20 protein-coding genes are annotated in these 19,498 nt (G+C 44.7%); 17 read left to right on the forward strand and 3 right to left on the reverse strand.

The genetic code is table 11. From position 1 onward, the window contains the following. The first annotated feature begins 18 nt into the window (after window positions 1–18). Window positions 19–1,290, forward strand: a complete 1,272-nt coding sequence (locus OCV47_RS12330; RefSeq protein WP_262655381.1) for a 2-hydroxyacyl-CoA dehydratase subunit D — start codon at window positions 19–21, stop codon at window positions 1,288–1,290. Continuing rightward, window positions 1,283–2,950, forward strand: a complete 1,668-nt coding sequence (locus OCV47_RS12335) for an acyl-CoA dehydratase activase (RefSeq protein ID WP_262655382.1) — start codon at window positions 1,283–1,285, stop codon at window positions 2,948–2,950. Before OCV47_RS12330 ends, OCV47_RS12335 begins: the two co-directional genes overlap by 8 nt. On the opposite strand, the gene fdhD is transcribed toward OCV47_RS12335, so the two are convergent. Beyond that, complete coding sequence (gene fdhD, locus OCV47_RS12340; RefSeq protein WP_262655383.1) at window positions 2,947–3,744, reverse strand: formate dehydrogenase accessory sulfurtransferase FdhD; 798 nt, start codon at window positions 3,742–3,744, stop codon at window positions 2,947–2,949. The two genes, OCV47_RS12335 and fdhD, sit on opposite strands and share 4 nt — an antisense overlap. A 122-nt stretch (window positions 3,745–3,866) precedes the next feature. Here fdhD and OCV47_RS12345 point away from each other — a divergent pair, with 122 nt between their 5' ends. From OCV47_RS12345 to OCV47_RS12400, 12 genes are all read left to right on the forward strand, one after another. Further along, entirely contained in the window at window positions 3,867–4,322 is a 456-nt protein-coding gene (locus OCV47_RS12345) for an MOSC domain-containing protein (RefSeq protein ID WP_256299087.1), read from the forward strand. Next, window positions 4,312–4,797 carry a cyclic pyranopterin monophosphate synthase MoaC gene (gene moaC / locus OCV47_RS12350; RefSeq protein ID WP_262655385.1) on the forward strand — a complete coding sequence of 162 codons (486 nt, stop codon included), beginning with the start codon at window positions 4,312–4,314 and terminating at the stop codon, window positions 4,795–4,797. Before OCV47_RS12345 ends, moaC begins: the two co-directional genes overlap by 11 nt. 1 nt (window position 4,798) lies before the next feature. Then, entirely contained in the window at window positions 4,799–5,773 is a 975-nt protein-coding gene (gene moaA / locus OCV47_RS12355; RefSeq protein WP_262655386.1) for a GTP 3',8-cyclase MoaA, read from the forward strand. A 4-nt stretch (window positions 5,774–5,777) separates the two neighbouring features. Then, complete coding sequence (locus OCV47_RS12360; RefSeq protein ID WP_117447476.1) at window positions 5,778–6,266, forward strand: MogA/MoaB family molybdenum cofactor biosynthesis protein; 489 nt, start codon at window positions 5,778–5,780, stop codon at window positions 6,264–6,266. Further along, window positions 6,253–6,843, forward strand: coding sequence for a molybdenum cofactor guanylyltransferase (mobA, locus tag OCV47_RS12365; protein WP_262655388.1), 591 nt, complete (start codon window positions 6,253–6,255; stop codon window positions 6,841–6,843). Before OCV47_RS12360 ends, mobA begins: the two co-directional genes overlap by 14 nt. 81 nt (window positions 6,844–6,924) lie before the next feature. Continuing rightward, window positions 6,925–7,665 carry a hypothetical protein gene (locus tag OCV47_RS12370; protein WP_262655389.1) on the forward strand — a complete coding sequence of 247 codons (741 nt, stop codon included), beginning with the start codon at window positions 6,925–6,927 and terminating at the stop codon, window positions 7,663–7,665. A 345-nt stretch (window positions 7,666–8,010) separates the two neighbouring features. Continuing rightward, the gene (locus OCV47_RS12375; protein ID WP_262655390.1) at window positions 8,011–8,952 is read left to right on the forward strand and encodes an ABC transporter permease; all 942 of its coding nucleotides are present in this window, start codon (window positions 8,011–8,013) and stop codon (window positions 8,950–8,952) included. Between the two features lie 2 nt (window positions 8,953–8,954). Beyond that, a complete protein-coding gene (locus OCV47_RS12380; RefSeq protein WP_256299076.1) occupies window positions 8,955–10,310 on the forward strand; it encodes an ABC transporter permease in 1,356 nt (451 codons plus the stop codon). Window positions 10,311–10,323: 13 nt separating this feature from the next. After that, the gene (locus OCV47_RS12385; protein ID WP_262655391.1) at window positions 10,324–11,379 is read left to right on the forward strand and encodes an ABC transporter ATP-binding protein; all 1,056 of its coding nucleotides are present in this window, start codon (window positions 10,324–10,326) and stop codon (window positions 11,377–11,379) included. Continuing rightward, window positions 11,372–12,406 (forward strand): ABC transporter ATP-binding protein, encoded by a 1,035-nt coding sequence (locus OCV47_RS12390; RefSeq protein WP_256299072.1) that lies wholly within the window; start codon window positions 11,372–11,374, stop codon window positions 12,404–12,406. Before OCV47_RS12385 ends, OCV47_RS12390 begins: the two co-directional genes overlap by 8 nt. A gap of 64 nt (window positions 12,407–12,470) precedes the next feature. Then, on the forward strand, window positions 12,471–14,141 hold the full coding sequence (locus OCV47_RS12395; RefSeq protein WP_262655393.1) for a peptide ABC transporter substrate-binding protein: 1,671 nt from the start codon (window positions 12,471–12,473) through the stop codon (window positions 14,139–14,141). 70 nt (window positions 14,142–14,211) lie between these two features. Next, window positions 14,212–14,904, forward strand: coding sequence for a GntR family transcriptional regulator (locus OCV47_RS12400; RefSeq protein WP_262655395.1), 693 nt, complete (start codon window positions 14,212–14,214; stop codon window positions 14,902–14,904). Between the two features lie 75 nt (window positions 14,905–14,979). Here the strand turns inward: OCV47_RS12400 and OCV47_RS12405 are convergent, their stop codons facing one another. Next, complete coding sequence (locus OCV47_RS12405) at window positions 14,980–16,017, reverse strand: M42 family metallopeptidase (RefSeq protein ID WP_262655396.1); 1,038 nt, start codon at window positions 16,015–16,017, stop codon at window positions 14,980–14,982. Between the two features lie 294 nt (window positions 16,018–16,311). Here OCV47_RS12405 and OCV47_RS12410 point away from each other — a divergent pair, with 294 nt between their 5' ends. Beyond that, window positions 16,312–16,494 (forward strand): hypothetical protein, encoded by a 183-nt coding sequence (locus tag OCV47_RS12410; RefSeq protein ID WP_262655397.1) that lies wholly within the window; start codon window positions 16,312–16,314, stop codon window positions 16,492–16,494. A gap of 190 nt (window positions 16,495–16,684) precedes the next feature. Then, on the forward strand, window positions 16,685–17,275 hold the full coding sequence (locus tag OCV47_RS12415; protein ID WP_262655400.1) for a DUF3786 domain-containing protein: 591 nt from the start codon (window positions 16,685–16,687) through the stop codon (window positions 17,273–17,275). Here OCV47_RS12415 and OCV47_RS12420 read toward each other — a convergent pair. Next, the gene (locus tag OCV47_RS12420) at window positions 17,268–17,822 is read right to left on the reverse strand and encodes a TetR-like C-terminal domain-containing protein (RefSeq protein ID WP_262655401.1); all 555 of its coding nucleotides are present in this window, start codon (window positions 17,820–17,822) and stop codon (window positions 17,268–17,270) included. The genes OCV47_RS12415 and OCV47_RS12420 overlap by 8 nt on opposite strands. A 124-nt stretch (window positions 17,823–17,946) precedes the next feature. Between OCV47_RS12420 and OCV47_RS12425 the strand changes: the two genes are divergently transcribed. Next, complete coding sequence (locus OCV47_RS12425; RefSeq protein WP_262655402.1) at window positions 17,947–19,371, forward strand: radical SAM/SPASM domain-containing protein; 1,425 nt, start codon at window positions 17,947–17,949, stop codon at window positions 19,369–19,371. Window positions 19,372–19,498: the final 127 nt, after the last annotated feature.

The following is a 19,498-nucleotide window of genomic DNA, read 5'->3' on the forward strand; positions in this document are numbered from 1 at the left end:
ACAAAAGGAAGTGACTACATGGAAATTGTTAAGACTTATGGACAGACAATTGAAAAATTAAGTGAAAAAAATCCAGATCGTGCACAGAAGCTTTTGAAGCTGGGGTGGCAGGTGCAGAACCTGAAGTTCCGTTTTTTCCCCAATAAGCAGCTCCTGCCAGCAGACCGATATCTGGCAGAACTGATGATGGATACCATGATTGCCCCGTTAAAGGATCCGGAGCATTCAGCTATTGTCAGTATTTTTACGCCCTGTGAACTGCTACAGGAAGTGGGATTGCATCCTTACAATGTGGAAGGATTTTCCTGTTATCTGACAGCCTCAGCGGCGGAACGTGCCTGTCTGCAGCAGGCAGAGAATCAGGGCATTTCTGAGACACTTTGCAGCTATCACAAGGCTTTCCTGGGAGCGGCGCAGAAAGGAATCCTGCCAAAGCCAAAGTGCATTGTATACACGAATCTGACCTGTGATGCTAATCAGCTGACCTTCCGGACACTGGCAGATCTTTATCAGGTTCCGGCATTTGCCATTGATGTACCGATGGAATCAACAGAAGAGAATATAAAATATGTGGCTGATCAGCTGCGGGAATTATGTGTTTTTCTGGAAAAACATACAGGAAAACGAATCGAGGAAGCGGAGCTGAGAAAACGGACGGAGCGAAGCAAAGAGACTCTGGAAAAATATCGAAAGTTTCAGGAGGAGCGGGCCGGGAAGTATGTGCCGGCTGATCTGGTGACACCGCTGTATGCCGGAATGACCAATAACCTTCTGCTTGGAACTCCAGAAGAAGCAAGATACGTAGATCGGCTCTTAAAAGACATCAAACAGGCAAAGCCGAAAAAGGGAACACGTATTTATTGGATGCATACGATACCGTTCTGGTCAGAATCAGTAAAAAATGCTTTATTGTTAAAAGAGGAAGCGCAGATTGTAGGATGCGAGCTGGCGGAAGTCTGCGAACCGGACTTTGATCCGTCTTATCCATATGAAGCCATGGCAAGACGAATGGTTTTTCACAGTTTAAATGGCAGCGCTTTTCGAAGAATCGAAAATGGCATCCGCAATGCCAGAAGAGCAGGAGCCGATGGTGTGGTCTGGTTCGGACACTGGGGGTGCAAGCATACTCTGGGAGCGGCTCAGCTGGCAAAGAAGAAGTTTGAAGAAGCAGGCATCCCACTGTTAATCTTAGATGGGGACGGATGTGACCGCAGCCACGGAGGAGAGGGGCAGACCGCTACCCGTCTGGAGGCATTCTTAGAAATGCTGGGAGGTGAAGCACATGAATAAGACTTATTATGTATGTAAATATACTCCGATAGAGTTGCTTCAGGCTTTTGGCGGAGAGTGTGAGATCTTTAATCATATGCCGGAAGGATTTGACCTGGCAGATCAGGTGGCTCATCCGAATATCTGTGGATTTGGAAAGGCATTGCTGGAAGCAGTGCTGTCTTCCGGAATTCGGGAGCTGGTACTGGTGAACTGTTGCGATACCATCCGCAGTGTCTATGATATCCTGTTGGACAGTGGAAAACTGGACTTTCTGTATCTGCTGGACCTGCTTCACTGTGACAGTGCCTGCAGTCAGGAACGGATGGCACTGCAGCTGAAGAATCTGGCAAAGGCCTATGGCGCCTATAAAGGAACTGAATTTGATGAACAGGTATTTCGAGCTTCATTTCAGGAAAAAGAGAAAGTGTTGACACCTCATATCGGAGTCTTCGGTGCCAGAATGGGCGCAGAACTTTTCGAGATGACGCAAAGTGCAATGCCTCTGCCTGTAGAAAATGAGACCTGTGTTCACAATCGCTCTGTTGGATATGCCCGGCTGCCGGAGGATGGAGACTTTGATGCTTTGATGAGCTGGTATGCAAAAGAACTGATGGGGCAGATGCCATGTATGCGTATGAATGACCCGACAGGAAGAAAGAAGCTGTATCAGGATCCGTCATTGAAAGGTATCATTTATCATACGGTAAAGTTTTGTGATTTTTACAGCTTTGAATATGCAGATATAAAGAATCACACAGATGTGCCGATTCTGAAGATCGAATCGGATTACACGATTCAGAGCAGCGGGCAGTTGCTAACCCGTCTGGAGGCGTTTGCGGAGAGCCTGGATACCGGAAGCCTGACAGAGAAAGAAGACAGAAAAGAGGAACATAGAATGGGAAAAGGATATTTTGCTGGAATTGACAGTGGTTCTACCAGTACAGATGTAGTGATTCTGAATAAAGAGAAACAGATTGTGGCAGATATCATTCTGCCGACCGGGGCAGGCGCAGCCATCGGGGCTGAGCGTGCTCTGGAAGAGGCACTCAAGAAAGCCGGGCTGAACAGGGAAGATATTGATGCTATGGTCACCACGGGATATGGAAGAACTGCGATCCAGGATGGGGATAAGAGTATCACAGAGATCACCTGTCATGCCAGGGGAGCGCATTTCCTGGATCCTTCTGTGAGGACAGTTATCGATATCGGCGGACAGGACAGCAAGGTCATCCGTCTGGACGAACAGGGAAATGTAGTAAACTTTGTCATGAATGATAAATGTGCGGCAGGTACCGGGCGCTTCCTGGAAATGATGGCCAGAACCATGGAGATGGGACTGGATGAATTAAGCAAACGTGGACTGGAATATCAGGAGGATATCACCATATCCAGTATGTGCACGGTATTTGCAGAGTCTGAAGTAGTGTCTCTGATTGCACAGAATAAGGCAACGGATGATATCGTGCATGGCCTGAATAAGGCAGTAGCAGCCAAGACAGCGGCACTTTCCAAACGTGTCAAAGGAGAAGAACGTTATATGATGACTGGCGGCGTGTCAAAGAATGAAGGTCTGGTGAAGACACTGGAAGAAAAGCTGGGGACGAAGCTGGTGATCAGTGAAAAAGCGCAGCTGTGTGGTGCACTGGGGGCCGCACTTTTTGCAGCTGATCTTGGTTAGACGAAGACTTTCATACGGTCTCTTCTGGCAGCACAGATCAGGGTCAGGTGATATTCTTTTGCCAGTTCAATGGCTTCGAAAGTAGGAGATGCTTTACTGGCCAGTATCGGTATACCTGCCTGGATAACTTTCATGGCCATATCTGTAGGAATACGGCCGCTGGAATAGACCATACACTGATGCAGGTCAATGTTATGGCGAAGTGCATAACCGATGACCTTGTCCAGAGCATTGTGACGACCGATATCCTCGCAGGAAAACAGAATCTGATCTTCTCTGGCAAGAAGACAGCTATGGGTAGCAAACGTAATGCTGTGAAGAGGAGAACCATCTGCAAAAGCATCGGCCATATGGAAGATCCATTCTGGTTCCCAGTGGATCGGTGCAAGAACCTCTGGCTCTCTGGCAGAGATAAAATAATCGTTCAAAATATGATTACCGGTACAGCAGGTCGGTGTGATCTCCACATAAGAATCAGAGGTGGACACATCCGCACCTGCTGTTTGCTTCAGGTAGACTTTGGTACGTTTTCCATATTCACAGATATAGATGTGCTCAACATCCTCTGCGGAAGTGATGATTTGCTCGGTCAGAAGCCTCCCCAGAACCAGTTCAGCCAGGTGCTGTGGCAGGCAGATCAGCTTCATGGTCAGGCGGTCATTGACATAGACATCCATCACATGTTCTTTTAGAATCTGTTCCGTTTCTGTACAGATTTTGCCATCTCTTCCGATAAACTGATATTCTTTGGTTTCCAGTAAAGCCAAATCCTGGTATTGTTCGTTAATATACATAATTTCTCCAATCGAAAAAACTATTCTTTTATTCATGTTTACTATGTGATATGATAGATACAGTATAACAGACATCTTTCTGTTCCGGAAGAGGGAATCAGAGGATGAAGGAGGAAAATCAAATGGGAAAGATTATGGCGGTCAATATCAGTGAAAAGAAGGGCACGCAGAAGAAAAATATACATAGTGCCAGGCTGATTGAAGACTTTGGAATTGAAAAGGATGCCCATGCAGGAAAGTGGCACCGTCAGGTGAGTCTTCTTTCTTATGAAAAGATTGAAGAGTTCAAGGCAAAGGGAGCACCCATTGATGATGGAGCATTTGGAGAGAATCTGATCGTAAGCGGATATGATCTGAAGGCTTTGCCGGTAGGAACCAGACTGCGCAGCGGGGAAGTGCTTCTGGAAGTAACACAGATCGGCAAGCAGTGTCACAGCGGATGTGAGATTTACAAGATCATGGGAGACTGCATTATGCCAAGAGAGGGGATTTTTACCAGAGTACTTCATGGCGGCGTTCTGACAGAAGGTGATGAGATTCATGTAGAAGAGCAGGCAGGTGAGACCGATGGAGAATAAGCTGAATCATTTTGATCAGAAGGGGAATGCAGTGATGGTGGATGTATCTGGAAAAATACCCACTTCCAGAACTGCCATAGCAAAGGGAAAGATTCGTGTCTGTCAGGAAGTCATGGATGCAGTGAAGCAGGGAACTGTGAAAAAGGGAGATGTGCTGGGAGTAGCCAGAGTGGCAGGCATCATGGCAGTGAAGCAGACGTCTCATCTGATTCCTATGTGCCATCCACTGATGATCCAGAAATGTTCGGTAGATTTTGAACTGGATGAGGAACGCCTGGAGATCACTGCAATTTGTACGGCGAAGACGGAAGGACAAACCGGAGTAGAGATGGAGGCACTGACCGGTGTGAATGTGGCCCTTCTGACGATTTACGATATGTGTAAGGCAATTGATAAGTCTATGGAGATGACCGGAATTCATCTGGTTGAAAAAAGTGGAGGAAAAAGCGGGCTTTATCGAAACCCGAAGGAATAGTATGAAGGATAGATTTGGAAGAGAGATTGATTACCTGCGGATATCCATTACAGATCGGTGCAATCTCAGATGCGTGTATTGTATGCCGGAAAACGGCATCGTGCAGATTCCTCATAAGGAGATTCTGACCTATGATGAGATTATCAGAATCTGCCGGTGTATGACGGATCTTGGTATCAGAAAGATCAAACTGACCGGTGGAGAGCCTTTGACCCGCAAGGGCTGCGCGACGCTGGTGCAGATGTTAAAAGGACTGGATGGGATCAATAAAGTGACACTGACAACGAATGGAGTGTTATTAAAGGATCAGATTCGGAGTCTTTTCGAAGCAGGAATCGATGATATTAATATTAGCCTGGATACGCTGGATGCATCCAGATTCGCACAGGTGACCAGAAGAGAGAGTCTGAATCAGGTGCTGGAAGGGATCGAAGCGGCACTTCAGTACCCGGCGATTGGACTGAAGATCAACTGTGTGCCAGTGCTGGAGGAGCCGGAGAATCTGGCTGCGTTAGCCGGGCTGGCGAGACAGTATCCGATCCATGTACGGTTTATTGAGATGATGCCGATCGGGTATGGCAGGGAATTTCAGTTCCGGGGAGAAGAAGAGATCTGTAGGATACTGGAAAGAGCTTATGGTATCATGACCCCGGTGACGGAGCGTTATGGTAACGGACCGTGTCATTATTATAAAATAGAAGGATTTCAGGGAAAGATCGGATTTATCAGTGCCATGACCCACAAGTTCTGTGATCAGTGTAACCGTGTGCGGATGACAGCAGAAGGATATCTGAAGGCCTGTCTGCAGTATCAGACAGGAACAGACTTAAAGAGCCTGATGCGGTCAGGATGTACGGATGAAGAACTTACAGAAGCAATACAGAAAGTGATATGGGAAAAACCGGTGAGCCATCATTTTACTTCTGTGGAAGCAGAGGCTGATGAAGAGAGGCTGATGTCCCAGATTGGAGGATAAAAGTATGAAAGCAGCAATTATTACATCCAGTGATTCTGGATATGCAGGAGAACGAGAAGATAAAAGTGGCCCGGTGATCCGGGAGATCCTGGAGGCCAATGGTTATGAAGTGGTTCATACCATTTTGCTTCCAGATGACAGAAAGATGCTGGCAGATGAAATGGCAAGAATCGCAGATGCCAAAATGGCTGAATTGATTGTGACCACCGGAGGAACCGGATTTTCTCCAAGGGACTGCATGCCGGAAGCAACCAAAGATATCATAGAGCGGGAAGTGCCGGGGATTCCGGAAGCTATGCGTGCTTATAGTATGACGATTACACCAAGAGCTATGTTAAGCCGCGCAGCAGCAGGGATCAGGAAAGGAACACTGATTGTGAATCTTCCAGGCAGTCCAAAGGCGGTCAGGGAAAGTCTGGAATATATCATTCCGGCGCTGGAGCATGGCCTTCAGATTCTGACAGGGGAGGCTGACAACTGTGCCAGAAAATAATTTCACCATGGTCGTGCTGGCAGGTGGCACCAGCAGCCGAATGGGACAGGAGAAGTCAGATCTTCTTTTTGGCAGACAGACATTTCTGGAGACACAAATCGAAAAAGGACGGAAACTGGGCGCCAGGCAGATTCTGATCTCCGGTTATCGTGGAACACATTGCAGGGAAGAGATCGTACCAGACCGGATTCCGGGGCAGGGACCTCTGGGGGGACTGGAGAGCTGCTTTCGAAAGGCAGAGACAGAAAAATGTCTGGTGCTTGGTGTAGATACGCCACTGGTGCCATTAGAGGAACTGCACAGGCTTCTGCGCTATGCTATGGAAGAAACGGATAAACCGGTGACTATGCTGTGCCATAACGGAAAAGAAGAATCCCTGATGGCAGTATATGATGCCAGACTTTATAAAGAAATAACAGATTTTCTGGAGTCAGGAAGATCATCCGTGTATCGCTTCCTAAATACAGTGGGATATTCCCTGTATCATACCAGTGCACCAGAAAAGTATTTTCAAAATATCAATGATCCGGATACCTATGTGAAAGTATGCAAAGAATTTCATAATATATCTTCATAAAATCATCATGAAGTAAACACAGAATGAACATATTTTAGAATTATAGTTGTTTCCAGAACCAAAGAAAGGAAGCAAACAATTATGAAAAACAAATATATGAAATCTATGATGGGTCTGATGCTTAGTGTATCACTGATTGCAGGAGGAACCATTGGCGTATATGCATCTGATACAACAAAAACCGCAACCGAAAGCACAAGAGAAGCAGCTGAAACTGATTCAGAAAAGACATCTGAGAAGACAGATGCAAAAGAAGATGTAGCAGAAGAAGATGCGGTATACGGAGAAGTGAAGAGCGTGGATGGAGATACCATTACGTTTACGGTAGGTACCAGAAATGAAGCATCTGGCATGGAAAAACCAGATGGACAGGAACCTGACAGCAAAGATTTCCTGACACTGACATCTGAAGAACGGGAAGTAACGGTCAATGATGATACCGAGATTGTCAAAGGAATGATGTTTGACGGCGAACAGACAGATGGAAAAGTACCAGATGGCGAGAAACCAATGGCAGAAGAAGCGGATCAGAAAGATACAGAAGCAGTTTCTGAGGAAGTTGCAACGGAAGATATGTCGGAAGAAGAGACAACAGAAGATATAAAAGCAGCACCAGAAAAAGAAACGCTGACCATTGATGATATTAAAGAAGGTGATATCATCAAAGTTACTTATGATAAAGATAACAATGTGACAAGAATCGAAATTATGAGTACACCGGAAGAAAAAACTGGTGATACAGAAGAAAAGGCATCAGAACAGGAAGAGGGTTCTGAGGAAGAGACAACAGAAACTGCGACTGAAGAGACAACAGAATCATAAAGGCGACCTCCCGGAGAGAAAACTCCGGGAGGTTTTGTGGTTTGTACTGCTTTCTTGTAAATTGTTGACAATTGACAATGCCGGTAATTGATTATATAATAGCCTTAATTCGTATGAAAAGTTACGATTTAGGGATGATATGAGCAGAGTGAAGTACAGAGAAAAGGGAATTCAGGCAAATTGTGGAGCATGCCAGAACAGATCAGGCATGCTTTTTCTAACATCTGAATTCTTTTTGTAGTATATTTCACAATAAAACAGATTGTTGGACACAAAGTGGACAGGGATCTTTCTGCGCTTTCATCCTCCCTGAATTCTAACAAAGAGTAAGAGAGGAAGAAGAAGATGAGAAAGTATACGATTAGAAGAATTTTCATGGCAGTCGTTACCCTGCTCGTTGTGGCCTGTCTCACATTCCTGTTGATGAATGCGATACCGGGCAATCCATGGCTGTCTGAAAAATCGCCTTCTCAGGCGACCATTGATGCATTGAATGCAAAGTACGGACTGGATCAGCCGGTTACGGTACAGATGGTGAAGTATCTTGGCAATATCCTTCATGGAGATTTTGGTACTTCTATCAAGATGCAGAAGAACAGAGCAGTGTTATCTATTATTCTGGAGATGTTCCCGGTATCTGCCAAGATCGGTATTATTGCACTTTTATGGGCGATTCTGGTTGGAGTGCCACTGGGCTGTCTGGCAGCATTTAAGCGTGGTACCTGGGTAGACAGTCTCCTTCGTATTATCTGTACCCTTGGTATTTCCATGCCAGGATTCGTAGTGGCAACGATTTTGCTGCATACTTTATGTGGAGGTATTCCGGGGGTGAAGGTATTCCCGGCACTGTTTGACGGTACAGCGAAGAGCTACGTACTGCCATGTCTGGCATTGGGATTTTATCCGATGTGTTATCTGTCAAGACAGACCAGAACAGCTATGCTGGATTCGATTAATCAGGAATATATCAAGACAGCAAGAGCAAAAGGTCTGAAAAATGGCAAGATTATTTTCAAACATGCGCTTCGTAATGCGCTGATTCCGGTAATTACCTATCTTGGACCACAGATTGCATTTACCCTGTGTGGTGGTCTGGTAGTGGAACAGGTATTCTCGATTCCGGGACTTGGAAGATATTTTATTCAGTCAATACAGAACCGTGATTATCCACTGATTATGGGAACAACGATCTTCCTGGCTACCTTTATCATCATCATGAACCTGGTAGTCGATCTTTGCTATAAACTGGTGGACCCGCGTATCAATCTGGCGAATGGAGGTCACTAGAGATGGCAGAGAATAAGAAATACAATAAGTTTGGCTCACTTCAGCTGAACGCAGATGATATCATGAAGTGGAACGAGGAACTGCCGGAGAATGCCTTTGAACCGGCGTCTTCAGAAGAAAAAGAGAACTTTATTCAGGATCGTAAGAGTGTTTCTTACTGGAAGGATGCATGGAGACGTCTTCGAAAGAATACCGTTGCCATGGTAGCTCTTGGGATTATTATTTTGCTGACAATATTTGCATTTGTCGGACCGATGATTGTGCCGTATACTTACAAGCAGCAGATCCGTGGATCTGAGGCACTGGGACTTTCCCATTATTCACTGGAAGACAAGCAGGCTATTCATGCATATATCGAAGAACATACCGGTACCGGTGTGCTTTCCCCAGATGAAGCCGTTGAACAGGCCAGAGCAGAGGCAGAGGCAAGCGGTAAGAAGCTTTCCCGTGTAGAAGAAGCAAGAATCCGTGCACAGGCATCTGTGAATGCGGATAATACCCAGGCAGAAGAAGAGACTATTACAGAAAGTCAGGCTGCAAAAGAACTTGGCCTGAAGAAGAAGCCATTTGGGTATTCTGATAAAGAACTGGAACGTAAAGCAGCAGGGGAAAAGGTATTCCCACACATTTTCGGAACGGACGATCAGGGACGTGACATCATGGTACGTGTTATGGTAGGTACCCGTGTTTCCATTACCGTTGGTATCTGTGCAGCGCTGCTGGTACTGGTGATCGGTGCTTTGTACGGATCTATTTCCGGTTATTGTGGCGGTGTAGTCGATACTGTGATGCAGCGAATTGTAGAGATCATTTATTCCATTCCGGAGATGCTGATCATCCTGCTGTTATCTGCAACGTTAAAGCCGGCACTGGAGCAGTTCCAGAATTCTGGTAATGGTATTTTCCAGAAGCTGGTTACGATTCTGGGACCGAACCTGATTTCCATGTTCATCGCTTTCGGTCTGTTATACTGGGTAACCATGAGCCGTATTATCCGTGGACAGATTCTGCAGTTAAAGCAGCAGGAATATGTAACAGCAGCCAGAGCACTGGGAGCAAAAGGCGGAAGAATTATCCGCAGACATCTGCTTCCGAACTGTATCGGACAGATCGTTACTACCACATTCCTTCAGATTCCGTCTGCGATCTTCCTGGAGTCATTCCTTTCTTTCGTAGGTGTAGGTGTATCTGCACCACTGACCAGCCTGGGATCCATGTGTTCAGAAGCATTAAGTGGACTGAATACTTATCCATACAGACTGTTTATTCCGGCTGTGATCCTGAGTCTGATGATTCTTTCACTGAACCTGTTCGGTGACGGACTTCGTGATGCACTGGATCCAAGATTGAAGAAGTAAGAGAGGAGACACCATGAGCGAAGATAATAATAAGAAACAGAAATTATTAGAAGTAAAAAATCTGCATGTCTCCTTCTTTACACCGGCAGGAGAAGTAAAAGCAGTGAACGGCATCAGCTATGATGTAGATTATGATGAAGTAATGGGTATTGTAGGAGAGTCAGGATCAGGAAAGTCCGTAGAGGCGTATTCCATTATCGGACTTCTGCAGTCCCCTGGTAAAGTAATGGAGGGCTCCATTACACTGGAAGGGGAAGATATGCTGGCAAAGTCCCCTTCCGAGATGATCGATTACCGGGGAAGTCAGGTGGCTATGATTTTCCAGAATCCAATGACCTGTCTGAATCCGGTATACACGATTGGCAACCAGCTGACAGAAGCACTTTGTGCCCATGATAAGAGCATTTCCAAAGAAGAAGCAGATAAGCGTGCTATGGAGATGCTGGAGCAGGTTGGTATTAATAATGTAGAAAAGCGTATGAAGCAGTATCCGCATGAACTTTCCGGTGGTATGAGACAGCGTGTGATGATCGCTATGGGACTGATCTGTCATCCAAAGCTTCTGATTGCAGATGAACCGACCACAGCGCTGGATGTAACGATTCAGGCACAGATTCTGGAACTGATGAAAGAACTTCAGAAAAAGAATCACATGGGTATTATCTTTATCACCCATAACCTCGGTGTGGTAGCAGAAGTATGTGATAAAGTATCGGTTATGTATGCCGGTAAGATGGTAGAGCAGGGACCGGTAGATGATATTTTCTACCAGCCAGGACATCCATATACCATGGGACTGCTCCGGTCTATGCCTCGTGTGGATGCAGAAAGCTACGAGCGTCTGATTCCGATTGAGGGTACACCGGTCGATATGCTGAATCCGCCGGAAGGATGTCCGTTTGCACCACGTTGTGAACATGCTATGAAGGTGTGTCTGCAAAAGATGCCTCCATATGTAGAACTGGGAGACAATCACCGTGCTGCATGCTGGCTGAGAGTGCAGGACGCCATCAATACACAGAAAGAGGCACAGAAAAAAGAAGGAACGGAGGGAAAAGAAAATGAGTAATCAGAACGATATCCTCGTTTCCGTAGATCATCTGAAAAAGTACTTTCCGGTAAAGGGATTAAAAGGACCGGGAGTTCGTGCAGTGGAAGATATTTCCCTGTTTATCCGAAGAGGAGAGACACTGGGACTGGTAGGTGAGTCCGGATGTGGAAAGACAACACTGGGACGTACGATTTTACAGCTTCATGATCCGACATCCGGAAAGATTGTCTATGATGGAAAGACGATTTTTGAAGGACAGAATCCATGGGTAACAGAAGCAGATGGAAGTCTGAAACAGATCAGGGTACCGAAGGCGAAGCAGGTGAATATGCTTCCATACCGCCGGAAGATGCAGATCATCTTCCAGGATCCTTCTGCAAGTCTGGATCCTCGAATGACCGTTGGGGAGATTATTGGAGAGGCACTGGATATTCACAGGCTTTATACTTCCAAGACTGACCGCAGTGACCGGATCAAGGAACTGCTGGGAAAAGTCGGATTAAATACAGAGCATGCCAACCGTTATCCACATGAATTTTCCGGTGGTCAGCAGCAGCGTGTAGGTATCGCCAGAGCGCTGGCGGTAAATCCGGAATTCATTGTCTGCGATGAGCCGATTTCCGCATTGGACGTGTCGATTCAGTCACAGGTGGTAAATATGCTGGAAGATATGCAGGAGGAGATGGGACTGACCTATCTGTTCATTGCCCATGACCTTTCTGTTGTACGTCATATTTCCAACCGTATCGGTGTTATGTATCTGGGAAATATGATGGAGCTTGCCGAGAGCTATGAGCTGAACCGCAATCCAATTCACCCATATACCAAGACACTGCTGTCAGCAGTACCGGTACCGGATCCGGAACTGAGCAGAACCAGACAGCGTATCATGCTGGAGGGAGATATTCCTTCTCCGATGAATCCTCCAACAGGATGTAAGTTCCATACCAGATGTCCGTATGCGACAGATAAGTGCCGCAAAGAGGTGCCGGAATTCAAAGAGCATGCACCAGAGCATTGGGCTGCATGCCACATGCTTGGATAATACAGCAAAGGGCTGTTTATCAATCATATATCATATTTCATAAAAGAAAATGGAGGAAGAGACTATGAAAATGAGAAAACTGTTGCCATTCGTAGCTACAACAGCGATCGCAGCTTCCATGTTCGGTTTTGCAGCAAATGCTGAAGACTTTAATCTTACAGTAAACCTTGCTTCTGAACCACAGACCATGGATCCACAGATGAATACCACATTGGATGGAGGTACCATGTTGCAGCACCTGTTTGAAGGTCTGATGAAATGGGAAACCACAGGAGAAGAACAGGAAGGTTCTGACGGAACATGTGATTCATCCAGAATTACCTATGGACAGGCAGAAAGCTATGACAGAGAAGAAAATGAAGATGGTACTGTAAGCTATACCTTCCACCTCCGTGATGACATTTACTGGTCAGATGGAGAGCCTGTAACAGCCAATGACTTTGTTTATGGATGGAGAAGACTGGTTGATCCTGCTACAGCAGCTGATTACAGCTACATGATCGAATCTGTCGTAAATGCACCGGCAATCATTGACGGTGAAAAAGATCCATCCGAACTTGGTGTAGAAGCAGTGGATGATAAGACATTTAAGGTAACTCTTTCCACAGACCTTACTTACTTTGAAGAGCTTTGCGCATTCCCGGCACTGCTTCCGGTACGTGAAGATATCATCGAAGAAAAAGGTGATCAGTGGACATTTGATGTAGACAGTTATGTAACCAACGGTGCATACAAGATGACCGAATGGACACACAACTCTGAAATCGTAGTTGCTAAGAACGATAAATATTATGATGTTGACAATCTGGGACCAGATACCATTACTTTCAAGTTAATGGATGACCAGAACGCTATGTTATCTGGATTCAATTCTGGAGAACTGGATTTCATCGAAGATGTTCCTCAGGCAGAAATCACCAGCCTGGTAGCATCCGGCGATCTGAAGATCCTGGACTACATCGGAACTTACTATGTATGCTTCAACAATGAACAGGAACCATTCAACGATCCTCGCGTCAGAGAAGCGTTCACACTGGCTGTAGACCGTACTTATATCGTAGAAAAGGTTACACAGCAGGGTCAGATTGAAGCGGGCGGATATGTACCTTACGGTGTATATGACGCAGAAGGTGCAACAGGTGATGACTTCCGTACTGTTGGTGGAGACTATTATGGACCAACAGATGCTGATTACGAAGCAAACTGCGAAAAAGCAAAAGAACTGCTGGCAGAAGCTGGATATCCAGATGGAGAAGGATTCCCTGTAGTAGAATATCTGTACAATACAAGTGATGCTCACAAAGCAGTTGCAGAAGCTCTGCAGTATATGTGGGAAGATGTACTTGGTGTAACCGTTACTCTGAACAACCAGGAATGGGCTGCATTCGTAGAGACACGTAAGAATGGAGATTACTCCATCGCACGTAACGGATGGATTGCAGACTACAACGATCCTATGACATTCCTTGATATGTTCGAAACAGGCGGCGGAAACAACGATGCAAAATACAGCAACGCTGATTACGATGCACTGCTTGACCAGATCAGAGGAACTTTCGATCAGACAGAACGTATGGATCTGATGCACCAGGCAGAAGATCTGCTGATGGGACAGGATTATGGCGTTTGCCCACTGTACTTCTATACACAGAAATACATGCTGGCTGACGGAATCAAGGGTATGTCCTACACACCACTTGGATACTTCTTCTTCGGTTATACACACGCTGAATAAGATATGAGATAAAAAAGTCCGGATGATCAGACAAAAAGTTCATCCGGACTTTTTGTAAATGAGGAAAATTATGGGAAAAATTACTTATCAGACGTTAAGAGAGCGCGTATCAGAAGCAATCCGGACAAAGATACGAAAAAATGAGTATCAGCCGGGAGACCGGATTGTGGAACAGGAACTGGCAGCGGAATTCGGTGTAAGCCGGGGACCGATCCGGGAGGCACTCCGGGAGCTGGAAAATGAAGGTATTGTTCGTTATTCCAGAAATGTCGGATGTTCAGTAAGAAAAGTGACAGTAAAAGAGCTGTATGAACTTTATTTTATGCGTACCAGCTATGAAGTTCTGTCAGTGAAGGTAGTAAACGGAAAAATCCCGGAAGCAACAATAAAAAGGCTGGAACAGGTTTTGAACAAAATGCAGAATCTGACACCGGAGGATACAGAAAATTGTATTGCTCTTGATAATGAATTTCACAAAGAACTGGTGAAGATGGCAGGTTTTGATACTTTGCAGAAAATGTGGGAAGAACTGGATTATGTAACGATTCTTGGCGGATATCCCAATGAGGGAGATATGGCGAAGGTGGCACAGAAGCAGTATCCATCCCATAAAAGGATCGTGGATGCCTGTCAGAAACAGGACTGCAAAGAAATCTGTAAAGAGATTTCTTTTCATTACTGGAAGACGATATTTCGCTGTATGAGGGAAGACGGACTGTCTGAAAAAGAAGTAGGACAGAACTGGGAAAATATTCTGGTATAAATAACGCAAATAAAACAAAATCACATGGTTGAAATCATTTCTGACTTCAGCGCATGTGATTTTTATGATTACAACTTAGATTCCAAGATATACACTCATCAACTTCAGTGCAGCCATCATTCCGGACAGATGCGTCCGTTCCATTCCATGAGAAGCATGGACCCCAGGACCGATCAGGGCAGCTTTGGTATCCTTACCAGATCGCCACATTGGACCGGCATCGGAACCGTAGTGCGGATAAATGTCTACAGCATAATCAATGCCATGTTCAGCAGACAGATCAATCAGCCTGGAAGTCATTTCGTAATCATACGGTCCAAGATTGTCTTTTGCACAGATACTCACCTGCTGTTCGGTACAGTTCAGATCATCTCCGATACATCCCATATCTACCACCAGAAGTTCATCCAGAGCATCCGGAAGGGTAGCTCCGCCATAGCCGATTTCTTCATGGGTAGAAAAACAAATATACGTGGTATGAGCAGGTGTCAGAGACTGCTCTCTCATCAATGCAAGTAAAGTCAGTTCCAGAGCGGCACATGCCTTATCATCGATAAAACGAGATTTCAGGAAGCCGCTTTCTGTAAATATGGTTTTCGGATCATAACAGATAAAGTCACCGGTCTGGATCCCAAGAGCCAGCACATCTTCTTTGGAATGCACTTCTTCATCCAGACGTATCGCCATATTTTTTTCATCTCTTGGGCGGGTATTGGCATCATCAAAGACATGAACTGCAGGAGAAAGCGACAGTACTGTTCCGGTAAATACTTTTCCGGAGCGAGAGTAGATCCGGCAGTATTCGCCATCGAGAGAAGGAAGCACCGGACCGCCAATTGTGGTAAACATCAGATATCCTTCGCTGGTGATGGAACGAACCATCAGTCCAAGGGTATCTACATGAGCACTTAAGGCTACACTGTGTGCACGGTCTTTTCCCGGAACCGGAACGATGACATTGCCAAGACGATTGCGATAGGAGTCATAGCCAAGTTCTCTGGTATAGTGGATCAGCCAGTCAGAAATACGGTCAGTAAATCCGGTAGGGCTGTCAATGGAATAAAGCTTATGACATAGTTCTTTTATTGTTTCTTCTGCGTTTGAAAAATTCATAATGATTGATCTCCTGTAAAAATAACTTCTGCTTTACTGTAACGTAAATAAATAGAAACGTCAAGTTCTTGTAAATTTCATAATCCTGTCTTTGACAGCTAAATCAACATAAAAGTCCTACACTCCGCATAAACAACGGCTTGTAGGACTTTTTTATATTTTATGATTGGCTGATATCCTTTTCCTTCATACCTGATAAAATTCATTTCTCTAAGAAAGATTTTATTTTCTTTTCATAGAAATGAAAGAAAGGTTATGGTATAGTTAAAATAAAGAACAGGAGGGCAGGTTAATATGTGCAGTGCTTTGGAAGAATTAGAACAGCAGGGAATCCAGAAGGGAATGCAGCAAGGAATTTTGGCAAATATACGAACCTGCAAGACATTCCATATCAGTAAAGAGGCGACAGTAAAGAATATCATGAAAGAATTCGGGCTGTCAGAAGAAGCAAACGAATATATGGAAAAATATTGGTAAAATAAAGTATTTGTAAAAAAATTGGGTGAAGTCAATACGATTTCGCCCTTTTCATTAATATGGATAATTTGTAGCTATTCAGAACCAATTGACATTGGTACTGAACAGTTACGATAATTAAAAAAAGAACGGAGCGAATATAGTGGAATCTAATTACGAAAAACAGGTGTATACAGGGAGAGAATATTTTTTGAAATATGATCAGAATATGCTGACAGAAAAATATGGTTTGGAGTATGATAAAGAATATCTGTATCTGAACTATATTGGAACAAAATATCGGATCAGGCGGGCAGATGGGGCAATTGAATATGAAGATCAGCGGGAATGGAGACTGTGCAAAGAGTATACGATTGTCATGACGATTTACGACCTTCTCTGCTATTCTGGTGAGAAATCATTGCCATTGTTTACCGGGCAGTGGCAGCCGGTGGCAGGATTTGCGGCAGCCGGAAGCAGCCCTTCCGCAGAAGTATTTGCCCATAAATATGAAAAAGTTTTCTCTGGAAGAGTGGAAGAGATCAGACAGGCCTGCCTTAGCCTGGGGGGAATCCAGAAGCCGAGACTGGCCGGAGCAGACCTGACCATGGAGATGCCGGTGGTGCCATATTTTTCAGTACTTTTTCAGTTCTGGGATGCGGATGAGGAATTTCCAGCCAAGATCTTAATCTTGTGGGATAAAGTATCTATGTCTTATCTGCATTTTGAGACCACCTATTATCTTCAGGGAGACCTGCTGGAGACCATTGCCCGGCAGGCTGGACTGGAGGTGCTTAGCTGATCCGTGCCAGAGTATGCAGATAGGTACGCAGCAGATGATACAGTTCCGTTGGAGTTTCCCGTTTGTCATGGTGAATCCAGACAGAGATGATGCCGGCCACCAGAGAACTGAACAGACTGCAGGCATAATCCTCCGTGATGGAGAGAAAGTTGTCATTTCCCAATTCTTCCCGAATATAGACAGGAATATATTTATTATGAACCTTTTGCATGGGCCGGATCAGGTTGTTTCTGATCAGTACCTCCAGAACAGAGGAATTGGCATATAGATCATTCAGGATATAAAGTGTGAAAGACGGTCGTTTGTCTTCGGATAGCAGATGATATCCATTGTAGATTTCCTGGATACGCTGCTCATACAGATATTCCAGAACGTCTTCCGTACGGTCGAACAGACGATAAAAAGTAGAACGTCCTACAGTAGATTCTTTTTGCAGATCTACGATGGTGATCTCAGAAAAAGGTTTCTCGTCAAGACAGCGCAGCATGGCATCACAGATTAGCTTTGCAGAAGTCTGGGAACGTTTATCAGATTTAATATGGTACATTTTTGACTCCTTTGTTTTGTTTTTCAAAAACTATTGTAACATATTTTTTTTGGTGATATAATCCCCAATAATGAAATATGATACATATGTATTACAAAAAGAATGGAATGGAAGGGAATTGATTATGAACACTGCATTGGATAAAGCATCACATGCCATTCAGAGAAAGGCAGTCGGAGCAATTGTTGATGTTATGTTGAACAAATTTGATAAGGATCGGGAGAAGGCTTATAAAGAGATCCTGGATATTATTAAACAGTTCTGGGGCAATAACTTTACAGACGAAGCATATGAGAAAGTATTAAATGCAATGAAAGATCCGGAGAACAAATGGATGCGTTATATCAACAGGATTCTGGATGAGACAGATAAACATGTCGCAAAAGTGACATTGATGAATCTGGGATTTGAGGCATTTATTCGCGGAACAAAGACTATTCGTAAGAATCGTGAGATTTACAACTGTAATATTCCATGGCTGATCTTGTTTGATCCAACCAGCGCATGCAATATGCACTGTCAGGGATGCTGGTCAGGTACCTATGGACATAAATACAGTCTGAGCTTTGAAGATATGGATAAGATCGTGACAGAAGGAAAAGAACTGGGCACGTATCTGTATATGCTGACCGGTGGGGAACCGACCGTTCGTATGAAGGATATTTTCCGTCTGGCAGAAAAGCATCACGATGCATATTTTGCTCTGTATACCAATTCCACACTGATCAATGAGGAGATGTGTCAGGAAGTAGTCAGACTTGGTAATATTACCTTTATGCTGTCTATTGAAGGTACACCGGAGACCAATGATGCCAGAAGAGGAGAAGGTCATTATGCCGCAGTTATGAATGCTATGGATCTTCTGAAGAAATATGGCATCATCTTTGGTACCTCTATCTGTTACACCAGAAATAATATCGAAGCTGTCACCAGTGATGAATTCTTTAAGATGATTTCAGAAAAAGGTGCCCGTTTTGGATTCTATTTCCATTATATGCCAGTTGGAAATAATGCGGTACCGGAACTGATGCCGACAGTGGAACAGAGAAAGTACATGATTGATCGTATTCGTTATGTACGTTCTATGGAATCAGATATTGAGTTTTATCCAATGGACTTCCAGAACGATGGAGAATACGTAGGAGGCTGTATTGCCGGAGGAAGAAACTACTTCCACATCAATTCAGCCGGAGATGCAGAACCATGTGTATTCATTCATTTTTCTAATGCGAATATTCATGATGCTTCTATTCTGGAGATTCTGCAGAGCCCATTGTTCATGGCTTACCATAAGGGACAGCCGTTTAACCGCAATCATTTAAGACCGTGCCCGATGCTGGAGAATCCAGAGCTGCTGCAGAAGATGGTACATGAGACAGGAGCACATGGAACAAATCTGGAGTCACCAGAGAGCGTAGAGCATCTGTGTGAAAAATGTAAGGCATATGCAGATACCTGGAAACCGGAAGCAGAAGCAGTATGGGCCAGTGAGACACATAAAGTTCCAAAATATGAGAACTATGTACCGGAAAACAGAACCGTAAAATAATAAAAACAGAAAGAGAATCCTGTAGCAGGGTTCTTTTTCTATGTGGTGTGTCCAGCGAAGCTGGACCACACTTGCCGGTGTAAGTCCGGTCACGGTAATCGCCAGTGAGCCGTGTAGCTAAACTCGG

This window comes from Muricoprocola aceti (assembly GCF_025567005.1).
In the GTDB taxonomy this organism is placed as follows: Bacteria; Bacillota; Clostridia; order Lachnospirales; family Lachnospiraceae; genus Marvinbryantia; species Marvinbryantia aceti.

Coding starts and splice junctions, on each gene's coding strand:
- OCV47_RS12330 (WP_262655381.1), top strand. CDS start 19: ATGGAAATTGTTAAGACTTATGGACAGACAATTGAAAAATTAAGTGAA.
- OCV47_RS12335 (WP_262655382.1), top strand. CDS start 1,283: ATGAATAAGACTTATTATGTATGTAAATATACTCCGATAGAGTTGCTT.
- fdhD (WP_262655383.1), bottom strand. CDS start 3,744: ATGTATATTAACGAACAATACCAGGATTTGGCTTTACTGGAAACCAAA.
- OCV47_RS12345 (WP_256299087.1), top strand. CDS start 3,867: ATGGGAAAGATTATGGCGGTCAATATCAGTGAAAAGAAGGGCACGCAG.
- moaC (WP_262655385.1), top strand. CDS start 4,312: ATGGAGAATAAGCTGAATCATTTTGATCAGAAGGGGAATGCAGTGATG.
- moaA (WP_262655386.1), top strand. CDS start 4,799: ATGAAGGATAGATTTGGAAGAGAGATTGATTACCTGCGGATATCCATT.
- OCV47_RS12360 (WP_117447476.1), top strand. CDS start 5,778: ATGAAAGCAGCAATTATTACATCCAGTGATTCTGGATATGCAGGAGAA.
- OCV47_RS12370 (WP_262655389.1), top strand. CDS start 6,925: ATGAAAAACAAATATATGAAATCTATGATGGGTCTGATGCTTAGTGTA.
- OCV47_RS12375 (WP_262655390.1), top strand. CDS start 8,011: ATGAGAAAGTATACGATTAGAAGAATTTTCATGGCAGTCGTTACCCTG.
- OCV47_RS12380 (WP_256299076.1), top strand. CDS start 8,955: ATGGCAGAGAATAAGAAATACAATAAGTTTGGCTCACTTCAGCTGAAC.
- OCV47_RS12385 (WP_262655391.1), top strand. CDS start 10,324: ATGAGCGAAGATAATAATAAGAAACAGAAATTATTAGAAGTAAAAAAT.
- OCV47_RS12390 (WP_256299072.1), top strand. CDS start 11,372: ATGAGTAATCAGAACGATATCCTCGTTTCCGTAGATCATCTGAAAAAG.
- OCV47_RS12395 (WP_262655393.1), top strand. CDS start 12,471: ATGAAAATGAGAAAACTGTTGCCATTCGTAGCTACAACAGCGATCGCA.
- OCV47_RS12400 (WP_262655395.1), top strand. CDS start 14,212: ATGGGAAAAATTACTTATCAGACGTTAAGAGAGCGCGTATCAGAAGCA.
- OCV47_RS12405 (WP_262655396.1), bottom strand. CDS start 16,017: ATGAATTTTTCAAACGCAGAAGAAACAATAAAAGAACTATGTCATAAG.
- OCV47_RS12410 (WP_262655397.1), top strand. CDS start 16,312: ATGTGCAGTGCTTTGGAAGAATTAGAACAGCAGGGAATCCAGAAGGGA.
- OCV47_RS12420 (WP_262655401.1), bottom strand. CDS start 17,822: ATGTACCATATTAAATCTGATAAACGTTCCCAGACTTCTGCAAAGCTA.
- OCV47_RS12425 (WP_262655402.1), top strand. CDS start 17,947: ATGAACACTGCATTGGATAAAGCATCACATGCCATTCAGAGAAAGGCA.